This is a genomic window from Magnetovibrio sp. PR-2 (assembly GCF_036689815.1).
Taxonomy (GTDB): domain Bacteria; phylum Pseudomonadota; class Alphaproteobacteria; order Rhodospirillales; family Magnetovibrionaceae; genus Magnetovibrio.
On sequence record NZ_JBAHUR010000019.1, the window covers coordinates 37,123 to 59,945 of the forward strand.

Sequence of the window (22,823 nt, forward strand, 5' to 3'; positions counted from 1 at the left end):
GGCCACAATGACCACGCTATGAACTATGATCATACCCTTGATGAAACGGAACTTCCAGGAAATGCCCCCACAAATGCTTTAGGTGGGGCGACGCCGGATCGCTTGCCGCGCGATGGACGGTATCGGGTGAATTATCATCACGGTATGAATAAGCTCAACTGGGACCAAATTTCTAAGATCGAAGCCATCCCTGGTTACCAAGAGGTCTTTTATTATCCCTATCCCCACAACTACGTTCTGATTGCGTTACCGCAGCGCTCTGACCTGGATGGATATTTAGCGTCTATTCGAAAGACGTATGCGCCCTTGAACGATGCAGATGGGGCCTTGTTGGACTTCCTAGATCAGCAGATCACAGGCGAAGAAGCCCGCAACATCATTGCACGTTGGCGTGAACGCCGCAGTCGTGGGCTAAATCTGGAAGGTGTGCGTTATGCTCATCAGTTAACGGGCTTGATGGGAAAAACATCTCTGCCTGAGTTGATCATGGAAGAACAGCCGGGTTTGATCGACCGCTTTGTGTTCATTTCGCCATCCATTCAAGCCACCGAACGGATCAATATCTATACACCGATTGAGAAAGCCGTCGACAACTTGGCGGCCCTGCTTTCTGCACTGGGAACAGATGAAAACATCACGGCTTCTTTTGACCGGATCGAAGTGGCAAAAGCGGGCTTGGATAGTGAACAAGACGAAGCGTTTCCGAGTTTGATCCTCTACCCTAAACAGAATGCTTCTGCTTTGGACCGGATTAAAGGGGCTCTCCAAACCTTGGCCCCGGCTTTGCTGCCAAAGCAAACGTTTGCCCAAGAATGGACCCATAATGCAACCTACAGCCAAGGGTTTAGGTTGTATAAATGTTATTTGCAGCTATTGGGGCAGCTGGACCACGTTTATGATTCCCAGCGCAACTATGCAAAGCTGCGCTCAGACTGAGACTTTCAGGCCGGCTTGCTCTCATTCTCATCAAATGCGATCAGAGCTTTAAAGCTGACTTGGGACTTGAGATTGTAGCGCACAAATAATTTAGAGATATAAACCTTGCCGATGTGTTTTGTTGATCATTTTTTATGCCTCTTTTGCACAATAAGCTGCCCACTTATCCATAAGCGGCACGCGCATCTCAAAGAGATCGCTACGCATGTAGGCGACCTCAACAGCGCTGCCGAGTGTGTGTGCGAGGGCAGCCTCGGCTGCTTCGCGCCGAACGTTGGCAACTTCTATTGCCCATATATACACGCGAAAATCAGCGAAATTAAGCGAACCCTGATGAGATCGTTCAGAGTTTAATGCGTTGAAATTAAGCTTGTTTTTAGGTATTTGCGGACTTCCGCGAAAGTGGGGATGGCGGAGAGAGAGGGATTCGAACCCTCGGTGCCCGTGAAGGCACAACGGTTTTCGAGACCTGTAGTTTCAATAATATAACACATTCAAAATCAAAGATAAATATTATAAGTCATTGTTATTAAAGTAATATGTTGTCACTCTAAATTGCACCTTATTACCTGCAATCACTGCCATTTACGATACTAATTGCAACGAAATTGTGATGAGTAAAAGTGTGTTATTACCGCTAATGACTTGGCGGCGTTTCACTCGTTTTTGCTGTTTTTCACAGATTTTTAATTAAAGACCTGATACGGTATTCAAGTCGCTCACGCGATCTGCATATCTTACTGCAGAAAGGGTTTGCCCTGCGTAACCAAATTACGACATTGATGCGATCTATAATGCCTATCTGGATTTGGAACTTACGTACCTAGACGGAAACCAAGGAAGTGGAGCTCTCATTGGATTCGAGAGAGTGAGGAACATCTGAGCCTAAACAGGATGCGGCTAGGACGAGGCTAGTTAGAAGGGTCGTCCCGTTGGGGAGAAAGCCAAGATCGCAGGATGACCGTGAGCATACACGGGCAGTGAGGGTATCCCGCCGGCAACGCGTATAAGATCCGGTTTCTGAAACTATAGGCGCATAGCGTCTAAAGATCGGAGGCCGAGCTTATGCACGGAAACCATCATGACCGCTTCGTGACACGTCAGCAATTAGCTGACATATACCCACATATTTTCAAAGAAAACACTCTGGCAAATTGGGCAAGCCAGAAGAAGGGGCCGCCGTTTACCAATATCGGTGGAGGAAAGACTGCCCAAGCGATATACGACCTTGTTTTGGTTGAAAGGTATATTGCAAAAAACATTGTAGCAGATGCGCAGGAGCGATGCCCTGAGGTGCTAGAAGGATTTGATCCTTTGAGCATAGCGTCACTACCCAGACAACCTGACAAGAAAATTGACCGACGTAGAGCTTCTGGCGGGCGTGGGCTTGCTTCCATTAAACGGAAGGGAGCTAAGTCATGAAAAAGCTTCGGATGATGTTTGAAAGGGCGGGGCACTATGTGGCGATAACCATTTTGGTTGTTGGATATCTCGGTGCTATTTATACCGTCAGTTTTAAACTAGCGATCATAGCGACAGTAGCGGTGATTCTATATTGGGCTAACAATCGCTGTTTTGGCAAAACATTACCCACAAGGTCAATGATCAGGAGGGGGCGTGATGGAAATGGATAATGAAATTCATTTTGAAGATGTGCGCCCAATCGGCTCAGTACCAGAAGACATCTTGATCGATCCGGAGATTTCTAGTGATGCAAGATTAGTGTTGGCATGGATGGTATCGCGTGGAGAGCGGTGGAAAATATTAGTCTGGTATCTAAAAGAAAGATTGGATCTTTCGGATTACATGTGGAGAAAGGTTCGAGAAGAATTGAAGGAAAGGGGGTATTACCAGCAGTATCAAAAGCGTGGTGAAGATGGAAAATTGCACTGGGTGAAGAAAGTTACAAATAAGCAAATTTACTTTCCTCCAAAAAGAAAGCGGAGGTAACCCATATATGTAAAACTCACCACCCTGGGAAATTTCCAGGGTAGTGAGTTTGCCACGGTACGGAATTTTTCGTTAATAGATTTAGAGATGATGAGATTAAGAGTAGATATATACTATACGAACCGTTCCGCGCAGCGGATCGTCCACAGCTCGTGAAGCGCGCCTTCATGGAGCGCTGTAGCGAGCGAGCTGTGGGCGAAACCCGGCCAACGTTTGTCTCCGTTGTGAGTGATGTTTTTAGATCTAAATCTTTTAAACCTTAGATCTAGGATCTAAAGATCTAACAGCCGCCCCTTAGGGCGGCGTCCTTGCCAAATTTTTCGAAAGTATCGAAGCTGCTCGCGTAAAAGAGCTCGTGCGTTGTCGAGTTGTCTGCGAAATGGAGCGAGCTTAGCTCGCAACCTGGCGTCTCAGCCTACGGCTTCGACCAGGCGCGGCCCTAACGGGCCTATAAGCGCCTGTGATGCCCTGCGGGCTGTCTCCAAGGGGCATTTATTCGCGCCCTTTGCCTTTGCTACCTTTGTTAACCGATTTGCTCATCGATGTTGTTTTGATGTCTTCCAGAAGTTTTGGGCGTTCGGCCTTAATGAATGCATTTATCTGATTTACCCCAGCCCTGAAGTGACGATTCTTTTTGGCATTGTTAGATATCTGAGGGGCACGTTTTGCCGCAGCCAAGGCTTCTTTCGTGACTTTTTGGATCGCAATTATCTGCTTGTCTGTTTTAGGACCAAGAACCCTGTAGGCAACCTCTTTCGCTTTGGGATCTTCCGGGTCAAACTCAAGAGGCTCTGCCTTTGTTTCTGTTGGTGAATTCTTCTTATCAGCTGTTCTGGCCCCTTTTTTCAATGACTGTTCAATTCGGTTCAGGGCCATTTGGGCTTGCTGAATTTCTAACCAGTCAGCACCAGACCGCTCCTTCTCATGCAACTTCGTTTTGGTTGCTATATGAGTTTCTGCCTTCTCTTGATCGGACATTTGAGAAAGAAGCTCTTCGCACTCAGTAGTAAACGCGATGTTAGTGAAGCCTGTTCTCGGCTGGCCAGGCACATCTGGATATTCGATGATCCAAGGTTTGCCCACTACATCCCGCAGACGCGATTGGAGTTCTCTTGCTTCATTTTCATTCTGTTTATGTGCTTGTGGTTCTGTGATCGGCTGAGATGAAACATCGGGCTTTCTTTCAGTTGCGGATGGTTCCGGTATGTGGGCTGGATATGATTGTATGGTTGGACGGAATTCTGCAAACAGTTCGTCAATTTCCTTCTTATGCAAATCATCCTGGCGTTGTTTTTCGGCTTTGTAATTCTTTTCTAACTGTTCAATAGTGATGCCTTGTTGCTTTGCTTCAAGATAGAATGTCCAGTCACAATCGAACCTATCTTCAAGCTTTTGCCGCCCGTTGCCTGCGCCAGCAATTTTCGTGAGCTTGGCTTCGTTGCCATGATCGTCGCAAAGCTTCATGCCTCGACCGGAGGCACGAAGGTGATAGCCATCCCGGTTGAGCCGGTCTTCTAACTCCTCCCAGCTGGTGAGAGTTGTGAAGGGTTTGTCAGCAAGATCTTGTTTAACCTGACGGGCAAACTTTTCCATATCCACGCGTGATTTGCGAGGGCGATTCCGAGGGACCTGGATTTCTCCACGGCGCACTTTATCCCAATCGTATGTCTTTCCAGTACTTGGATCGATGTGTCGACCAGGTTCAATTTTTAAGCCAAAATCTTTTTCGATTTGGCACTTCATTTCTTCAAGCTTAATTAAGTCACGCAACGGATCTGACACTGTGCATTTAGTCGGATGAACACGATTTATCATGACGTGCATATGCCGATTGTCAGTATCGCCATGAACAACGTATAGAGCCTGATGCTCATCCATGCTCAAGGCCCGCAGCATTCGCTCTGCCGTCGCACCCCAAAGCTCAGGGGTTGATTTGTCATTGTCAATTTCGGGAAGGGATACAACATAGTGCAAGGAGGCCGCTTTTCGTGCACGCGTGTTGAGGGCCGCTGTTTCACCCATCCAATTCGCTACATCTCGAACTTGGTTTGCTGTGAGAGGTTTTTTGTCATTGAACTGGCAGTTTAATGACGCTGATATTTCCACGCGCCCCTCCCCATCTTTATGCGGGCGGTTACCGTTTGAATCTGGCTCACCTTCCAGAAAATATTCAGCCAATCCAATAAAATCACGCCGGTGTTGATGGCGGGGGCGTGGGGTAGAGCCAATGGGGTTGGCAGGAGTGCTGCGGCGGTTTCCACCGGTTCTTACAGAGGGGCCGATAATGCCTATTTTCTGCCCCTTAGTGAGCTCGCGCATGGCTTTGTCTTCTGCAACACCAGCCCCCCCTGTGTGACGCCTTGTGGGGTCGTCTTCAAGCTTCTGAATTTTTTTTACGATCATCGGTGTGACCTATTTGTTTTACAGCAACACTGAGTTCATCAAGAACGCAAAAAATGCGCTCTTCAAGTTCCTGTAAACCTTCGTTATGAGCCCTGCGAGTTAGTTGGTTGAGGTTGTTTCCTAGCAACATCAATTGACGAATAGTTTTTGCGTCTGTGCGTGAAAATAAGCGTTTCAGGGACGCGTTGCGGATGTATGTCGAAGTGCTATTGAAGCCAGCGCTCTCGGCAAGTTTTTCGAGTTCTTCGTTTTCACGCGCGCTGTAGCGAACAGACCAAATACGTTCACGGTAATCTGGCTTCTTTTCGCGCTTTTTTGAGGGGCTTTTTGGGTTCATTTTTAGACCTTGAGTGGGCCTGCGGGCTCCACGAAAGCTGGTGATAATTATACGCGTAGCGTATGACATTATCCTCGCCAGCACTATACCTAATATCTATTTTTTCTTGAAAACATGGTGTGTCTAGTGTAGTGTGGGGCGTGTGTCACAAATTACTGAACAGAGATAAGTGTGCTGGCGAGGATAATGTCATACATAAATGTATGTCCTTATCGCCAGCATTCGGGGATGGCTGCGCCACCCCTCAAGTCTTTGGGAAAGCTGATATGACGTCAGCATTAAAAGGAATGTGACATGCAAAATGAATCGAACGAATTCATCGCGAAACAACCGAAAAATTTAGACGCCCATGAGCAGATTGGAGCCGAAGAAATCGGCCACGAAACTGTGACTGATGGGGCTGTGCCGGAGAGCCAATTTCAGCGTGTTCTCGGGTGGGGATATGCTGGCGCGTCTTTCGTCTTTGCGGGGGTTTTGTGGTTCGTTGATGAAGCGTCAGTACCCGTTGTAACGTTCGGCTTTATTGGCTTCATTCTTCTGATTTTTGCTGCCGTTAAAATCAAGGGATTTTTGTCTGATCCCGCGTCAATTCCCTATAAATATGATCAGGTCGAAAAGTGGATAATTATTGCTTTTGAGCGCCTACGTCTAGAGCTCGGAAACAAAACTCTTGGCACGTTGATTGTGCTCGCAGTGCTCGCCCCATTTATTCTTTCTCTTTGAGGGGTGTGCTATGACAAACGGATTTTTTTCTGCGCTGATTTGTCTTGTTTTTATGGCTGCGATTGGTCCTAACGTGGCTTATGCGCAGACACCTATTATGAACGCACCAGTAGTCGATGAAAAAACGGTCATTCAAAAGATTGAAACCGTTTTGAATAAGGACTGTTACAGCTGCCCACTTTTTGAAAAGCTCGATGAAGTTAAAAAAGAATGGGTGATTGATTTATACAAAAAGCTAGCGCCCCATCTTCTTATTCCGCTTAAAAATATAATGATCCTGTTCATGGTCATCACTGGAGTACGTATGGGATTGAACCCCGGTGGCGCAATGGAGATCGGTAGAAAATCATTAATCTCCCTGGGTGTTTTTACAGGTGTTGTCGTGTTGCTCTCGGCGACCAATGGTGACCCTCTAGCGTGGATGATAATTGAAAAAATTGAGAGTGGAGCTCTCAAGCTTGGAGCCTTTGTGGTTCAGAACACGATCGATAAAGATATTGCTCAGGACTACGCATCACTAGGTGGTGGGTTCTACGGCATTTTAAGTAAGTCAATTGAGACTTCGATTTTTGAAGTCCTTCATGTTGGTGGTGTTCTTATAACCGGTCAAAATGCTTCAACGTTTGGTGTCACGGAAGCAATTGTTCGTGTGGCAACCGGGCTCATGTTGATCCTTCCTTTTGTATTTGTGTTGGGGCTCTTTATGGCCTTCTTAGTTGAGGCCATGTTTAAGTTTGCTGTGATCTCTATGCTGTCTCCATTGTTAATTGCAGCACTCTCATTTCAATGGTCTCGAGCATATGTAAAACAATCATTTCAAGTTCTACTGAATGGGTTTCTGATTATTGTTTTTGCATCATTTGCGATGAGCCTTTCAATAAAAGTTATCAATGCACAAGTGTCGGAACTTATGTTCATTCAAGATAAATATAGCCAGTTGAAAGAGGAGGCAGAGCAAGAAGCAAACAAGGTTTGTTCTTCTCAAGTCTATGCCCACGAAGACGATGGTCTCGGCAATGAACATGATGAAGTTTTTGATGATCAGTGTAAGCGTTACTGGCAACAGATAGACGCTATAGACGCGAAAGCATTCAGTGTGTTGGGCACTGAATATTTTATGGTCGTCGTTATCGGCTTGATGTCCGTTCTTCTGCATCTTCAATCGAAGACGTTGGCCTCTAATATTAGCAGCGCACAGGATGGGGCAGGTGCTGCTGCAGGTGTGGTTGGAGGTGGCAAGATTGCTACTGGTGCTGCGCTAGGTGTGGCCTCAAGGTTTGTGTCTGGAGGGGCTCGAGCGGCTGGGCGCGCAAGTCCTGTTGCCAATGTGATGAATCACGGCTTGGCAGGTGGAGCCGTTCATACTGCTACGCAGATGATGGGCATGGGAGGAGGGGGGGCAAATCCCTCTGATCCATTCCGCCAAGGCCCAATTCATGCAGCTGGGGGGATGCCACAGCCTCAAGCATCATCTGCGCCCACGTCCAGCTCTGTTGGAGACATGATGGCCACTGCTGGGGATGCTTTGTCAGGGGAGGGCCTTCGCAAAGGGCCTAAAAAATAGGCCTGTTGTTTTCTTGGTTAAATTGGCTTTAGGGGAGATGCTATGAGGTACACAGTCGTCGGATATTGCGCAGATCTATACGATCTCCAGACGTGGGTTATTGAGGCACGAAATGTTGATCAAGCAATTCGCTGCGCTTTCCGCAATGCGGATTGCACTTGGCGATTTGTGGCTGCCTTTGATGGTGAGGTAGCCATCAAGGCTCAACATGAGAATTTCCCAAAAACGATGCCTGAGCCACCTCATTCCCATGCTTATGGCTTCATGCCATCAGAGCCGTATACGTCAATGTGGATCGATGAGCATAGTGAGAAGGTGGCTATATTCTCATCCCAAGAAACACATTGGTTATTTCATGTGCGTGAATTCTCTTTGATGCACAACGAACAGGGAAACTATACATTTGTAGGATGCCTTAAAGGGGATCATACGCCGGTGAGAATCCTAGCGCCGATTGGCTCAAATAAGTTGTGGTTACAGCCCATCGAACATTCTGAGGCTATGGTTTAGGCACTTCTTGGATAAAGTCGTCAGCTGCCTTGCAGCTGAGCTGAAAGAGGACGGCAAACACCAATATCAAATTCATCTTTGACAACGAGTTTATGGTCAGCACTTTCGAAACGCCGCCGGGAGGTTCTGTGTTGACGAGGCACATGCTGGGGGGCGAAAGCGAGTTAATCTCGTTTCCCACTAACACTGCGCAAGCGATGCTTCACAGTGCCCCTCCCTTAACGCGCGAAGTGGAGGTTAGCGGACTTGTGACAAATGTACTGCGCTGTTGAAGAGATTTACGCTCACACTTCCGTCCTTTGGGTCCACCCGAAGTCGAACATGTCCGTTTTTGGGATAGAGATCATAACGGTGAATGTTGTGCCGGACTAGAATCTTATCGTTTCTACCCAACCTTTTTTTCTTTTGCGTGGAGAAACTGGAAGTACTGTATGCATCGTTGGTATGTCCAAGTATGCGCTTAACATCGGATGACGTTGGTAGCTCAGTCGAGCCGCGTTTGAATGGAGAGAGAAAGGCTACTGGCGAGTTCATGTTTTTCCACAACTGTGGAGCATCGGCGTTTGTGGAGCCGTGATGGGCCACTTTGAAGGCACCAGCTGGTTGCGCAGCTTGATAGGACAAAGATGTATTCAGGACGGATGTCCAGCCCTTTCCTGGTGTTTCTTCTAAGTCAGCTCCAAATATTGCCGAAAACGGCTGGACGCTTGAGTTAGTGTTACTTGCATTTTGTTCCAGAAGTATCGCGGCAGAAACATCGTTAGGACGCAATTGCGTTGCGCCTCTTCGTTCAGCTTTAAAGTCAGGTGTCTGGGTCGATACATATGCGAGAAATTGGCCGACCTTAGCGTCGGACGGAGCCAGGGCGCTTACGCGCATATCTGGTGTGTTGATGAAAAGGGTATCTTGTTTAACAAAGGTGGGGGTTTTCGGCGCGCGGGCAGTACTGAGCTTTAAAACATTATATAGCTCTCGAGTTGTTTGACTGAGAGCAGCTGGGTCATTGTTGGCGAAATAGGTGATGTATTTCACCATCTCTTTAGTTGCAAGAATGCTAGGGCAGACAAGCTTTGCTGATTTGCATTCATCGAATAGTTTTGCAATTCCACCAACATGATCCCCGTCTGGATGAGTAATCACATTATGCGTTACTTGCTCCGCAACATTCACGCCAATAGCTTCTAGGTATGCAAGAGCAGAAGGGGTTCGTTTGTCTTCTTCAAGACAGCTATCCACTGTAAACCATAGGCCGTCGCCATAGTGGACAACAATGCACTCCCCATAGCCGGGGCCAAATAGAGATATTTCCAACTCTTGAGGAGATGGCGAAGAGTACTCAGCTTTTGAAGTTGTGGGCTGAATTGCTCTTTTAGCTACCAAACTTATCCTCACGAGTTTCTGTTAATGAAGCTTGGGCTGGAGCAGCCATATCTTCTGCAGAAGCTGGGCTCTCAATACTTCCAAGACTGCGCCAGAGTTCATCAGCTACTGCGTCAGCGCGTTCTAAATCTCGTTTGCCCCAACGAGGCATGCGCCGGAAGACTAATCGTGTGGTTTTTTGGCGCCCTTGCCCAGGGGGATGGATGACACCAACTGTGAGGTAAAAAATGGAACCTTCTTTAAGGAGGTCTAGATCTCCATGGTCCACCTCATCAATTCCAATTTCGACACCATCTTCAGCTACAGATAAATCGCTATTTGTTTTTCGAATTGATGCGTAAAACTTCGTTTGCTCAACCGCAGTAATGACTCCTTCCCAGTTGGAAAGAACATCAAATCGAACAGCGTGATGATTTGAGGCCCGGGCTACTTTTTTTCGGGTACGAATATGAGGGCCATTTCCTTCAGCTGCCGTGTCTTTGTAATCCGCATTTCGAGGAGCCGAAGGGCCAACTTCAGGGGTCCTGGAAAAGACAGGCATAGCTTCAGCGCTGATGGTGTCGTCTTCGAAATAGACTGGTGCGGTTGATGCCTCAATCATTGTTTTACGCTTTCAATGGTTTCCATGAGGCCATCTGCGATAAATTCAGCCTTTTCCATCACAGCTGACCAGTGTGTATGTAATACGTCTATAGCTTCAGTGCAACCTGTTGTATTTTCTGGGTCACTGATGGAAAAGTGATTGTTGATACCAAGCTCAACTGCAGAGTGGTCGTCTTTGACCGCCCGAACCTCAGCATCAATGTATCCTTCAATGCCATCTGGACGGGGTTGTTGTCTCATGGCCATGCGAATCATGCCACCATGCTTTTGAGCATCTTCTCCCTTGATCTCATCACCCCATTTCCCCCAATGTTCTTTAGGGGCGAGTAATGAACCAAATGCATCCCTGGTAGCTTCGTTGCCACAGGAGAATAAAATAGTACGGTTAAGACCAAGCTGCCAGATTTGCGAATGAACGAGGTGCTCTCCAAAAATGGAAACAGCCATATCTTTAATCAAGTCTTTATATATAGCTTCGCAACCTACCATAAAGCGGTTAGCCTGGATTTCGAATGTAATATACCCAGCTGTAAAGCGGGTAATATCGGCATGAATAATCTCTATATCCGCATCTTCGGCTTGTTCTTTTGAAATCAAGCTATTGAGCTCAAGCCATGCTGGATGGAAAATGCGGGGATTAAATGCCCCGCGTAAAACAATACTTGCTTCATCCCGTAGCGGTTCGATGCGCATGGCCGTATCCTGTTGAGAGCGTGCTTACTACTGTAAGTACAATACGTTACGTTAATATAGTTATAAACTCAAAAAACTCGGGTATGTGGTGTTCTGATTAACTCGTTGAGAAATAGAGCTATTTCAGGCTTATCCGAGCTTTTTGGCTAAGTCTGTTGCCTTTAGATGAGTGTACCGTCTCAACATATCTAACGTTTTGTGGCCAGTTATGTGACTAACTTCCATGATGTCGAGACCGTGTTCGAAAAGCCGTGATGTCGCTTCATGCCGCAAATCATGGAAGCGAAAATTCTCAATTTCAGCAGCCGCGCGGGCTTTCTTGAAATGGTGCTCAAGGGAGTGTGTTGTGATTGGGAAGGCTCGTCCTTCTTTGTCTATGGACGCGGGCGTGTTTTCCAAAGCATCCAAGGCACGAGAGCTCAATGGCACATCACGTGAGGTCCCATTTTTCGTATCTGGTAGGTGAATGACCGCGTCCTTGTAATCGATGTGTGCCCGTTTGATCGACAGAATTTCTCCCAAACGCATGCCGGTTTCGATCGCAATAATAACAATTGGTTTTAGCCAATGGCTCTTGCTGGCATCACAAGCCTTCAGGAGGCGGGCCTCTTCGTCTTGTGCCGGATCCGCATGTTTGACTAGCCGACGATCGCGGCCAGGTCGATGCTTTGGCATGGGCAAACCCTTCACTGGATTGTGCAACCCTTCCATACCCCATTCGAATTTTGCTGTCTCATAGACCTGGGAAATGATGGTGGCCATGTTTCGGATTGTCGTTGGTGCTTTGTCCATTCCGACAAGATCATCCCGCCAGCTCGCAATATCTGATGAACGAAGCCGGGTTAACGTGAATTCAGAAAGCTTCATACGCTTTAGAAGGTCAATCCGCGCCTCTTCCTGCTTTGCCCCTTTCTTATTAGGAGTGACCTCTTTGAGATAGCGGTCGAGGGCATCGTGCAGCGTAGTGTTTTCTGCGTTTCCAATTGGTACGAACGAGCGCTTATCCATCTGGCCTTCAATATCGCGTGCCCAGGCCTTGGCATCAGGGTGCTTATTAAAAGTACGGGTTTGAGTGGGATAACCTTTGCGCCGAATCTGGACGCACCAGGCCACCCCCTTCTTGGTTTTTCGTTTGCTGATGGTAGCCATGCCACATTCCCCAAACTGACGATGCAGTGTGATTAAATTGTGACATATCGAGCGACCGCAAGCAAGTTTATGGCTCGGAGGTAATGGGCTGTGCCTTCTAAGCACTTGTTTTTCATTTGTAAAATGGCGGAGAGAGAGGGATTCGAACCCTCGGTACCCGTGAAGGCACAACGGTTTTCGAGTTCGTTTGAGTATTGCATCACGAAGGCGATGAAGTAGCTGTGTTTGACATAATCATCTGAAAATAAGGACTAATGTTATGCGTCAATACAGAAATTAGAGATTTTAGTGAATTTGGGGTCGTTACAAACTTGTCACACTAACATCTTTCAACAAATGAAATGTAAAGTGGTTTATGTCGCCTTTGACGCATGGGTAAGTTGTTGCTGTCTTCGGTTGGTCGTGATGTCACGCTTTGTGATAAACTCTTCCCAGCCTTTAATGATTGCATAGATCGCGAGGTCTTTGGCTTTCAATCCCATTCAGAAAATGCCTGATCTAGGTTTTTGTCTAGATATAAACTGGTATTTATGACGTCACCATGAACAATCTTTTGCCTCATCAATTTGCGACGTTACATCGATCATTGGTAGTAGTTCTTCAAGGCCAAAAGCAAAGCATGGATATTTCAGGGGGACATGGTGTCGTGACGTGCATCTGCAAAAGGTTGAGGTAAAGAGTTTCTCGGTCAGCATTATTGACCACGCACGACACTATGGGGAAGGTGGACATATCCGTTACGCAGCTCTGCGGATTGACCTAGCTACCGCTTAAGTAATGCATGACCTTCCCCGACAACCCGGCTGATGCGAAAATACAATCGTTTATGCACTATAAGCGGCAGAACATTTATTCAGAATCAGGAATTGATTTACTCAAGATGATGACGAAGAAAAAGAAAGTATTTATCAGCTCTGACGCAAACAACACACGCGCTTCTTGAACAAGGGGCTGAAAACCTCCGTAGGTCAATGTGAATGCGGTTGCAACACTAAGGTACAACGCATTCGTAGTGTTTACACAACCGTCTGGCCAAGCAATTAAATCGCTATATTGATACTCGTAAAGGTATGCATAACAGACAAGGTAAAAGGCGAGAGAAAGCATAAATGCTAAAAAGCGGCGTTGTTGATGAGGCAGATCCTTTTTTACTGGCAGGATGCCGCTCCAGGCATGGTAGTAAAAATAACTGAATAAATTGGACGCAATAAGGTACCAAATGACGTAGCCCATAATAGTGGAAGACACCTGATAGTAGATTGCGAATAAAACTAGTCCCCATTTCAGGATCATATAAACATCAATGGCGATACTTTTCGCTTTCCGATCGCCATCTTTTGACGCATCTTCACCGTTACAAAACAAGTAAAAATACCCGGAAAACACCTTCAACCATTCAATTAAATTTAATAATCTCAATAATGTGATTATTGATTTGGCGGTAGGGTAAATAAAACCATATTTATATTTACTATTTTTTTCATAATCATCTTTTGTGTCTAAAAAATAGGCTCTAACATATCTTGCAAACATTATGAGAAATTCCTGAGAATCTATGATTTCTACAGTGGTCCAGAAATGTATATGCGATAGATCTAAAACCAGCAGCTTCTGAGTTGAAACACAAACAGGGAGAAACCCGGACCAGATCATCCTATTGACGAACGCGCTATGCTACCTGTACGCTAATTCCCTAATCAATCACAATTACCTGTCACACTCGCACTTTATTTTGATCATGTCTGTAAATTTGACGCCACAACGCAATGAACGCCTAGATAGATATCGCGTAGATGGGCAACTCTATACCATTGGAACTTCAGCAGGGCGGGTTGGCTTTCATGCGCAACAGTGGCGTGCTCTTGATCTGGTGAGCAATTTGATTGTCGACCTTCAGTCTGTTGAAAATCCTGAAGTTGGGGTTCTCGGCGCAGGTGTGTCGGGAACGGTCTGCTTTACAGCCTTAAAGGCCTTGGGCGTGAAAAACGTAAAGCTCATCGAAGCACACGATGATATTTTGCAACAGCAGGCGACCGCAGAACATCGTCATGCCCATCCGAGTTACAATGATTGGCCGATTCAACTCGACCAGGGAAGAGAATACCTGTCGACGACCAATCTACCGTTCATGAACTGGTATGCCGATAATGTGAAAGAAATTACGGAGCAGATAAAGGAAGACGAAAATTTTGCGTCTTTTTGTAAAGAAAACTCTGATGATGTGTTGACGAGCCATACAATTACTAACATCCGTCTCGATAAGATGGATGACCGAATTTATGTCACCGCCGATCATCCGCTGAAGAGAAACAAACGGTTTAGGTTTGATTTCACGATTATCGCTCTCGGGTTTGGTCGGGAAAAACACCTCCACCTGTCAAGTTCAGGCTCTTACTGGTGGAGCGATAACGTGAAAAACTATCGCAGCGATCACTTGTACGCAGACTTGCCGCGATATGTGACGGGGAAAGGGGATGGCGGCCTCATTGATTATGTTCGTCTCGCCCTAAAAGAGGGAAATGTCCTCGATAAAAATGAAACAAACCCGGCCCTTGAAGTTATCGGATTGCTGAGAAAAGAAGAGTATCAAAAATTAGATAACGCCTGGCCTGAGAAAAACCAGCAGGCAACGGACGCCGAAAAGCATCTTGCCGAATGCTTTGCCCCTCAAGAAGGGGAGCCTAATCCCCAAAATTTTTATAATTTCATGCACCGCCTTTGCACGGAAAACAGCCATTACCCTGGCGCTGAAGAAATACAAAAAATGATTGAAAGAAATTTTAAGCGTGCGGAAGAGCTCGACAGAATTCACTTGGTCGGAGATGGGGATACGCCATTCAATGAAAAAGTCTCTCCGGTCAACGCGCTTTTGTATTCATTGTTTTACACATCAAATGAAAACGAACGGTACAAGCAAGGGGGCATTGAAGACAATCGTCTGCAAATCAATGGGGAGCCGGTTTCTGAAAAACATATCCATTTCACCAGAACGGGCTCACAAGACCTCATTGAGGGCTTGCTGGTCGGTGAAGATCTGAAAGAAAAGTATACGAAATTGCTGGCCGAAAGAGGGGTGAATAATGACCTGATCTTTGAGTGGGAGCGGATTTTCGTAAACATTCCAGTTAAATTCGATAGCAATAAACGCCTGGATCTAGCTGAAAAGTTTTTGCGGCGATACTTCAATAATGCCGACATATATCTCGAACCGGATGAAACTTTTGTTGTTTGTCTGCCTGAAGATGACTCAAATGATAATGTCTATAAAAAACTTGGCGGCTTTGACCGGCAGATTTTTGGTGTGGGCGTGAAATATGAGTTTCGGCACGCATGCCCAGTATGTGGCGTTGATTTTGAGGCTGCACCATGACGACAAATGCTGCCCCCCCCATACAAATAGGTCAAAAACTGTATTCTGCGCCGAATGAAACTGGCGGCAGATATTATTCTTTCATGAGCGGTTTCCTTGAAAACGCGCAGGGCTACGAATGCGAAGATGATCTTCGGCTGTACGGTTTGGTTCCTACCTCCTTCTTGGATAACTTGGGCACCGGGAAAATTTACATCAAAAAGGAAGATGGTGATTTTGCTGAGGTCGGTACGTCGCACCTGCCGTCGAATATGAACGGCGATGCCTTGGGGCAAGCTCTCCTTGGGTGTTTCTCGATTAAAGACGATGTGGTGATCGATCCCAATTTTGATCCAGAGGCCATTGTCACGGAGATCGTTGGAGGGCTTCGGCTCCTCTCTGCGCATGATGAAGATAGAAACAGGGCAACTGAGCTTTATATTGCGCATCCAAACCGCACATTAAGGTGTGACGCAATACATCTGCCTCAAGGTGCCCCCTCTACGATTGAGGGCTGCATATGTGTACGCTCGATGGGAGAGGCAAATCAGGACTTTCCTTCACAAAAAGAGTTTGGTGCGATTTATGCAACCCAAGACGGTTATCTTGGACCGACGATTGCTATCGACGAGGGGCGTTCTGAAACTTTTATTCTGCCTTACAAAGCCATCAGCGCCTTGCTTAAAACGACGTCTTTCAAGTTCGCCACTCCCAAAGTTCTGTTGGCCCAAAACGAGCGAAATAAACCGGAGCTTGTTTTGCTAAATCCGATAGAATTGGCTGCGCTCTTCAAAGCTGATCATGAGGCCAAACTGCTCGGGGCACTCGAACATTTAGACAATTGGAGTGGGATGATAGGTGAGTTAAGTGTCCCTGATTTCAATGAGTATACGGAACCTCTTCTCGGACTTGACGATATTCTTCATTTTTCCAATGATAATGTCTTCATGATGAGGCGCATTGGTGATTCACACGAGGTTCCAATTTCTGATTACATTCAGAAATTTAGATCTAAGAATCGTGAAGGGTTAGGGAATGTGTCATGAGAAAGCGGCATGGCGACCAACGTAAACTCCTTTCCGCGATGGCGTTTCTTCATTGCGAGATCATGGGGCGACAGGAGAGTGTGTCATTTAAAAGCAAAGATGATCACGATATTACTTTTATATATGACACCGATATCATCGCGACTTATCTTGAGCCGTGGAAGACAGGCCCCTTGGATAATGAGGGGGGGTGGGGCTACGGCCAACTCTTGCCACGTATGCATAGGGACGAAGACAAACTCCAGTATCGCGCGTCGGAAGATAGCATTGCTTGGTTTACAGCCTCTTTGTTGGCGCGCAAAGCCCTGAAGGCTCCTGTCGAGTATGAGGATGGTAGTTCATCTGACGAGAATGCCGAAGATCAATCTTTTAGCCGAGCATTGAGTTGCATATATCAATTCCCACACCATTACTCTGAAACAAATAGCCATTTAAAATATTTAGATAGAGAAACTAAATCTATCGCCAATCGTGACCCTGAAACGAACGAGGAAAGACGGTTTAAAGTTCTAACGGAAGTCCTTGTTGTTTCTGCCATCGAAAGAGGACAATCGGATCAGCAGATCGTTGATCTTATTTCTAAACGATTTGAATCTCGATTTATGAGATTTGGGAGCAAACAGTCGAAGCTTCTAAGAGAAAAAGAAAATTATACAAAGTTTTTAAATCGTTATGGCGACATTCATAAGTTTGATTTTGACGCATTTAACGACCTTTTGAACGACGCGAAAGAAAAAGTTGATTTAAATTTCGAATATTTTGAAGTTGAAAAATATGCTCGGCGTGCTCTTGAGCTGTTTTGGCAAGATCGTCTAGGGTCAAAATCTGGTGATAGCTTAAAGGCAGATGCTCGCGCTTTAACCGACATGGCCATTTACAATAAACGCCTCTTGATGCAGGGCGTTAAGCGGCGGCTCGTGTTTGTGACTGGGGATAGAACTCTAGTACGAGCAACATACAATACGAAACCTGAGTACTTAGAGCCAATCATCAGGCGTGTGCTAATGGCTGATGTTTTTGCACACAAATTAAACGTCAATGATAATCATGAAGCAGCCCAGTTATTAGAAAAGCTGTACGAATTTTTTGGAATTATCACAGATGAATCGGATGAGTATTCATCGTGGTTTAGCCGATTTTCATTTCATTATATTCGTCACTTCTGGGCAATTGCGCCTGATGCACTTCTGGAAAATGCAAAGACGATCCAGCTCAAAGATCTATTCCATGGATTATTCGCAACTGAAGGCGAACGTTTGTCCCTCTCGCGACAGAATATGGAGCGGCTTGTCCTGAACGGCACCTTCGGGGCACGTGGGGCAGAACTTAATCACGAAGGCTTCATTGACCTTTCTGACTGGTACCAATTTACAAAAGAACGAATTGAAACGGCGCGAGCTGAGGAATTCGGCCTTAACGACATTGATGTCAGAGCGATCCGAAACCAATTGAAGGCGGAAGGTGGTGAGAGCTTTTACACTCGTCTATCTGATGTATTCGAAGAATATCTCAGTCGTCAAAGAGACAGAACGATGTTGTCCTTTTCCAACCGCGGAGCGACAGAGCTAGTGCGTTCAGCAGAGAACGCATCTCGGCCACCGGATCTCTTTTTCCAAACGCTAACGAACACAAACAAAATATTCACTAACCTTTCTATCCGTGATTATTACAAAAATACGGAACATAGTTTCATGGATGACTTCCTGGCCATTAAGGACGACTGCTGCGATAAAAATGTCCGGGGTGAACTGGATGATCGGCAGAAATCGCACTTGAAGTTTCTGGTCTTAGCAGCCGTGTTTGCGGCAGCAGAAAAATGGGAAGCCGCATACGGCCATGCTAGGCGTGCGATCAATATCATCGAACGATCAGATGAGCCAATTCCCGTTCGCTCAGAGATTAAAAGCAACATGTCCGGTCGCGAAGCATATTACATCGCTTCGGTTTGTCGCCGTATGTTGGCCATCACCGAACAAGATTTAATAAAATATGCAAAACAGCATTTGGATAGTGCTCGAAAAGCGCTTGTCAAAGATATGAAAGCCAACGAAGACCTTATACAAGAAAAGCATAATTTAAGGTTTAACAACGAAACTCTCTCGCAGTACATCGCCACGTATTACTTCGTGAGAAGTCAAGTCAATGGTGACGTCGAGAGCGTATATAAACCGCGCAAGGGGCAAGTTTACGACTGTGTGTCTGAGTATGCGCCTGCTTTCATAACATTCTTACAAGAAATGCTCGCCGAAGATCGGGATGAGACCTTTAAATTGACCTGCGATATTGTCAGTTGCAACATCTTACAATCCAAAGTCATTGCTCATTTCTGGCAAGACAATATCTTTATACCAGGTGATATGGACCACTTCAGAGAGTTATACGAGCTAGCACTTCAGTGGCTAAATAAGAGAAAAGAAGAAGAGAACTATATAGAAACGTTTATTATTGGGTGTTACAGAAGGGTTTGTAATGGCCTGCAACAAATAGAATACAGCACGTCAGAAACGACCGTTGATGTTTTCGATACACCAGAAGATGTAGAAGCGTTCTTCGATATTGATTGGGATAAGGGTACATATCAGAACAAACAACTTTCGCGCTACGAGTTCTGGCGCCTTGAGGCACTGAAAGATTTTGCACTTGTTAATTTATTTAACGGCTAATGGCGTTCTTATATCAACATTGCTCATTGGCCTTCAATCCAGTTGAGTTGGCAAGTTGTGAGAGAGCCTGATGAAGATTTTTATCTAGATATAATCATATTTTTATGACGTCACTATCAGCAATTTTGTGTCTTATCGATTTGTGACGTTACGACTTTGGTTCCACTGCTGTGAAGCTATACCTTGCTTGGCAACCCTACGGGAACTGACTTCCTTTCCAATGATGAGGAAACACTGACCTGCAAAAATTGGGAAAATGATTGCACAAAGAAAACAGCTGCTGGATATGTCCTTGGGAGCATCATTCCCTTTGGCGGAATGATGGCCGGTAGCGATACGGAAATCAGAAGCCTAACTATTTTATCTCTTCGACCGGTGTCGTGAGTAAAATATCGCAAGGCGACATGATCATGAAAACCAGCGTGTTCCAGCTTTGATATTTATCTTTCAAGGATAAAGACTACAGCCCCTTTGGCAACAGAGGGAGCTGTGTGGTTACTATTACTCCCCCTTGCCAAGGCCCGTATTCCCGCACTTTTCCTTAACACATAGCACCGGAAAACTTCGGTTTTTTGCCCATTTGAGGCCTTTTTACAGGGTTTCGTGCCAGGCTGTTACGAAACGAATGCTCAGGACCGGTGTGGTAATTCAGTAGATTTCTTGACCGGGACTCCCTGTGCGCGTAACTTGATTATACCTTTACGCGGATTGGAACATCCACATGGAACATCCGGTGTCGGGCGCTTCGCCAGACGGGTTATATTGACGACTTTTATCGGCGCGATTGAGGCCTTTTCATCACCTCCGCTCGCTCCGGTAATGAAAAGGCCTCATCGCGCCTTATCAAGGGTAAAGGAAATTATCGGTGAATCCTTATATTGAAAGGTTCACGAAAAGCATTGATGTATTTAAATCGCGGGTTGCGAATACGTCTGATCACATATTTTTCTGTGGTGGGCCGAAAAACCCGGAGTTAGATCATGGTGCAAAACCACATTCGGCACGCGATTATATTTTGCGCAAAACGTTGGTACACAAGACCAGCCTTTATGAACGCTTCTATTTAGAAGAAAACATGCGTGAATGGCTTTTTGGGGGGCATTTTCAAGATTTGGCGAGTTTTGAGAGACACGTTTCGCAAATCTGTTCACTTGTGTTTTTGATTTCAGAGAGTCCCGGCTCGTATGCTGAATTGGGAGCATTTGCCCACGATGAGGATATCAGCGAAAGGCTCTTTGTGGTTATAAACTCGTCTATCGACAATGACGAGTCGTACATTTCACTTGGACCAATTCTGAAGTTGAGGGAAATTGATGAGGATAAAGTCCTAACCTTTCGTTGGGGGGCAGTTTTCGAAACCGGTAAACCGCCTCGTATCAACGAAGGGCATCTCGATGATGTCTGGGAAAGCATTATCAACAAGCTTCTTGAGTACGAAGAAAAAATCAAAACAGAAACGAAGCTTGATAAAAACAACAGCGGACATGTGTCCCTGATGTTGTTGGACGTCTTGAAAGTATATGGTGCTGCAACGGTTCGTGAATTGGTCGAGGCCATGCAGAATGTGATCCCTGGTGTTACCGAGAGCGACGTAAAACGACACTTGTTTGTTCTTGATAAATTGGATTTGATTACAATACGAACTCACGGCAGAAAATTTTACGTTTCGAATTCCGATCTGCGCCACATCAACATTGATTATGTTGAAGGTACTGACACAGATATTTCTGATCGCACCCGGTTGGGTGTTCTAGTTCGCGAGTGGTTCGAGAAAGAAGATCCTGGCCGCTATAAAGTAATCAAACGGCATGCAGCGGAGGTTCCCGATGAGTAACCTCCTTAAAAGAATTGCTACTGATTTTGGAGTTACCATTCGTGAGGCTAGAATGCTGGTTAATTCAGCACCAAAGAGATATAAAGTTTTTGAAATCGATAAGCGCAATGGCACTAAGCGTTTAGTTGCCCAACCAGCAAAAGAAATAAAAGCCTTGCAAAAGTGGTTGGTTGAAAATGTACTTTCAGAACTTCCTATTCATGATTGCGCAACGGCTTATCGTTCTGGGCGTGGCATCAAATATAATGCCTCCAAGCACGTAAATAACGCATACCTTTTGAAGATGGATTTTAGAAAGTATTTTCCATCAATCAAAAAACTTGATTTAGCCAAACATCTTGCATCCTGTATGACGGACAGGTTTGATGCTGATGATATAGACTTCATATGTAATATCGCTTTATGGAGGCCAAAGAATATCAACGGAAGGCTTAAGGCTGGTAGAGGGCTTGAATTATGCATTGGCGGACCCAGTTCACCGTTCATTGCTAACTCTATTGCATATGCCTTTGATTTACTTGTTTCTGAAGAGTGCAAGCGTATGGGGGTTACCTATACCCGTTATGCTGATGACCTTACATTCTCAACAAATGAAAAGGGTGTGCTTAGAGAAATAGAGTCATTCGTCACCAAAGCCTGCAAGCAAGTGGAGTACCCATATTTAAGAATTAATACTGAGAAGACGGTTCATGCTTCTAAAAAACATAAACGATTTGTAACTGGGGTTACCTTATCTAGCCAAGGGAAGCTTTCTTTGGGGCGAGTGAGGAAAAGAAATATTCGAGCAGCAATCCATAAATTTACTCAGGGACAATTGGATTCAAAATCTACTCTTAGGCTCAGAGGGCTATTAGCCTTTGCTTTAGATGTAGAGCCTTCATTTATAAAGTCTATGAAGAATAAATATGGCGATCATAAAATTGAATCCATTCTAAAATGGGAAAAGCCAGTTTAAGGTTTGTTGATGGACACTTTAAAAAATGCAGAAATATCTTCAAAACTGATTAGAAGCTCTACTACACCTGATGATTATGTGACATGGAATCAAGCAATGAAGAGCTTGGCCTTAGTGTTGTATTCACCTGATCCAAATACTGCCCGTCAGCATGTGATTGATGAGGGGTAGTTTTCCGAAAACGAGATTGAACTTTTTTGGGGCGGCTCTTAGTTCAGCTTCAAACCGAGAAAAATAACTGGAATGGGTATTATTTCAACGTGTCTTGTGCGAAAGCCCAGAAGACATTTAAGCAGATATCTCGGATGCCTGCGGGCAGGGGGCGGCCCTGCCACATTCAACGTGGGTTTTGTGGCGGCCAAGCTGGCGTGAATGATATTATCTTACGAGCTGTAACGTCGCATATTTTACTGTGGCGCCACGACTGTTTCGTCGCGTCAGACATCTTGATCAAATTCCTCGAATAGTTTGATGGTGGCGTAGATCATGAGGTCGTTGGCTTTCATACCTGTTGTGGTAGCCAAATTAGAAAGAGCCAGGTGGAGCTTTTTATCTAGGTACAAGCTGGTTTTTATGACGTCACCGTCTGCTATCTTTTGCCGCATCGTTTTGTGACGTTGCGGTTTCGGGCTGGGTTGTGACGTCATGGTTTTGTCTGCGGTGGTGTGACGTTCTGACTTACTTTGCTTATCTGAAAGTGGGGCAGGAGAGATCCAAATGTTAAAGGG

At 45.6% G+C, this 22,823-nt stretch carries 21 protein-coding genes; 12 read left to right on the forward strand and 9 right to left on the reverse strand.

Annotated elements, in window-relative coordinates:
* The first annotated feature begins 18 nt into the window (after window positions 1–18).
* The 4 genes from V5T82_RS16875 (at window position 19) to V5T82_RS16890 (ending at window position 2,886) form a co-directional block, all read left to right on the forward strand.
* Window positions 19–936, forward strand: a complete 918-nt coding sequence (locus V5T82_RS16875; protein WP_332896843.1) for a hypothetical protein — start codon at window positions 19–21, stop codon at window positions 934–936.
* A gap of 1,065 nt (window positions 937–2,001) precedes the next feature.
* Window positions 2,002–2,358, forward strand: a complete 357-nt coding sequence (locus V5T82_RS16880; protein ID WP_332896844.1) for a hypothetical protein — start codon at window positions 2,002–2,004, stop codon at window positions 2,356–2,358.
* Window positions 2,355–2,570 carry a hypothetical protein gene (locus V5T82_RS16885; RefSeq protein WP_332896845.1) on the forward strand — a complete coding sequence of 72 codons (216 nt, stop codon included), beginning with the start codon at window positions 2,355–2,357 and terminating at the stop codon, window positions 2,568–2,570. The genes V5T82_RS16880 and V5T82_RS16885 overlap by 4 nt, the downstream gene beginning before the upstream one ends.
* Complete coding sequence (locus V5T82_RS16890; protein ID WP_332896846.1) at window positions 2,557–2,886, forward strand: hypothetical protein; 330 nt, start codon at window positions 2,557–2,559, stop codon at window positions 2,884–2,886. The genes V5T82_RS16885 and V5T82_RS16890 overlap by 14 nt, the downstream gene beginning before the upstream one ends.
* A gap of 492 nt (window positions 2,887–3,378) precedes the next feature.
* Here V5T82_RS16890 and V5T82_RS16895 read toward each other — a convergent pair whose 3' ends face one another.
* Window positions 3,379–5,289: a relaxase/mobilization nuclease domain-containing protein gene (locus tag V5T82_RS16895; protein ID WP_332896847.1), complete on the reverse strand. Its 1,911-nt coding sequence runs from the start codon at window positions 5,287–5,289 to the stop codon at window positions 3,379–3,381.
* Window positions 5,261–5,626 carry a plasmid mobilization protein gene (locus tag V5T82_RS16900; protein WP_332896848.1) on the reverse strand — a complete coding sequence of 122 codons (366 nt, stop codon included), beginning with the start codon at window positions 5,624–5,626 and terminating at the stop codon, window positions 5,261–5,263. The genes V5T82_RS16895 and V5T82_RS16900 overlap by 29 nt, the downstream gene beginning before the upstream one ends.
* A gap of 294 nt (window positions 5,627–5,920) precedes the next feature.
* Between V5T82_RS16900 and V5T82_RS16905 the strand changes: the two genes are divergently transcribed.
* Both V5T82_RS16905 and V5T82_RS16910 read left to right on the forward strand, forming a co-directional pair.
* On the forward strand, window positions 5,921–6,349 hold the full coding sequence (locus V5T82_RS16905) for a hypothetical protein (protein WP_332896849.1): 429 nt from the start codon (window positions 5,921–5,923) through the stop codon (window positions 6,347–6,349).
* Between the two features lie 10 nt (window positions 6,350–6,359).
* Window positions 6,360–7,913 (forward strand): TrbL/VirB6 family protein, encoded by a 1,554-nt coding sequence (locus tag V5T82_RS16910; RefSeq protein ID WP_332896850.1) that lies wholly within the window; start codon window positions 6,360–6,362, stop codon window positions 7,911–7,913.
* Between the two features lie 75 nt (window positions 7,914–7,988).
* On the opposite strand, the gene V5T82_RS16915 is transcribed toward V5T82_RS16910, so the two are convergent.
* The 6 genes from V5T82_RS16915 to V5T82_RS16940 form a co-directional block, all read right to left on the reverse strand.
* Window positions 7,989–8,123: a hypothetical protein gene (locus V5T82_RS16915; RefSeq protein ID WP_332896851.1), complete on the reverse strand. Its 135-nt coding sequence runs from the start codon at window positions 8,121–8,123 to the stop codon at window positions 7,989–7,991.
* Between the two features lie 537 nt (window positions 8,124–8,660).
* Entirely contained in the window at window positions 8,661–9,803 is a 1,143-nt protein-coding gene (locus V5T82_RS16920) for a ComEC/Rec2 family competence protein (RefSeq protein WP_332896852.1), read from the reverse strand.
* Complete coding sequence (locus V5T82_RS16925) at window positions 9,793–10,404, reverse strand: hypothetical protein (protein WP_332896853.1); 612 nt, start codon at window positions 10,402–10,404, stop codon at window positions 9,793–9,795. Before V5T82_RS16925 ends, V5T82_RS16920 begins: the two co-directional genes overlap by 11 nt.
* Complete coding sequence (locus V5T82_RS16930) at window positions 10,401–11,099, reverse strand: hypothetical protein (RefSeq protein ID WP_332896854.1); 699 nt, start codon at window positions 11,097–11,099, stop codon at window positions 10,401–10,403. Before V5T82_RS16930 ends, V5T82_RS16925 begins: the two co-directional genes overlap by 4 nt.
* Window positions 11,100–11,228: 129 nt before the next feature.
* A complete protein-coding gene (locus V5T82_RS16935) occupies window positions 11,229–12,248 on the reverse strand; it encodes a site-specific integrase (protein ID WP_332896855.1) in 1,020 nt (339 codons plus the stop codon).
* A gap of 849 nt (window positions 12,249–13,097) precedes the next feature.
* On the reverse strand, window positions 13,098–13,781 hold the full coding sequence (locus V5T82_RS16940; RefSeq protein ID WP_332896856.1) for a hypothetical protein: 684 nt from the start codon (window positions 13,779–13,781) through the stop codon (window positions 13,098–13,100).
* A 205-nt stretch (window positions 13,782–13,986) separates the two neighbouring features.
* On the opposite strand from V5T82_RS16940, the gene V5T82_RS16945 reads away from it, so the two are divergent.
* The 6 genes from V5T82_RS16945 (at window position 13,987) to V5T82_RS16970 (ending at window position 22,266) form a co-directional block, all read left to right on the forward strand.
* A complete protein-coding gene (locus V5T82_RS16945; RefSeq protein ID WP_332896857.1) occupies window positions 13,987–15,618 on the forward strand; it encodes a hypothetical protein in 1,632 nt (543 codons plus the stop codon).
* Complete coding sequence (locus V5T82_RS16950; protein WP_332896858.1) at window positions 15,615–16,643, forward strand: hypothetical protein; 1,029 nt, start codon at window positions 15,615–15,617, stop codon at window positions 16,641–16,643. The genes V5T82_RS16945 and V5T82_RS16950 overlap by 4 nt, the downstream gene beginning before the upstream one ends.
* Window positions 16,640–19,306, forward strand: coding sequence for a hypothetical protein (locus tag V5T82_RS16955; protein ID WP_332896859.1), 2,667 nt, complete (start codon window positions 16,640–16,642; stop codon window positions 19,304–19,306). Before V5T82_RS16950 ends, V5T82_RS16955 begins: the two co-directional genes overlap by 4 nt.
* Window positions 19,307–20,171: 865 nt before the next feature.
* Window positions 20,172–21,140 carry a retron St85 family effector protein gene (locus V5T82_RS16960; protein ID WP_332896860.1) on the forward strand — a complete coding sequence of 323 codons (969 nt, stop codon included), beginning with the start codon at window positions 20,172–20,174 and terminating at the stop codon, window positions 21,138–21,140.
* The gene (locus tag V5T82_RS16965) at window positions 21,133–22,095 is read left to right on the forward strand and encodes a retron St85 family RNA-directed DNA polymerase (RefSeq protein WP_332896861.1); all 963 of its coding nucleotides are present in this window, start codon (window positions 21,133–21,135) and stop codon (window positions 22,093–22,095) included. The genes V5T82_RS16960 and V5T82_RS16965 overlap by 8 nt, the downstream gene beginning before the upstream one ends.
* A 9-nt stretch (window positions 22,096–22,104) precedes the next feature.
* Window positions 22,105–22,266, forward strand: a complete 162-nt coding sequence (locus tag V5T82_RS16970) for a hypothetical protein (RefSeq protein ID WP_332896862.1) — start codon at window positions 22,105–22,107, stop codon at window positions 22,264–22,266.
* Between the two features lie 266 nt (window positions 22,267–22,532).
* On the opposite strand, the gene V5T82_RS16975 is transcribed toward V5T82_RS16970, so the two are convergent.
* Window positions 22,533–22,823: hypothetical protein (locus V5T82_RS16975; RefSeq protein WP_332896863.1), on the reverse strand; the 291-nt coding region annotated here is incomplete at its 5' end.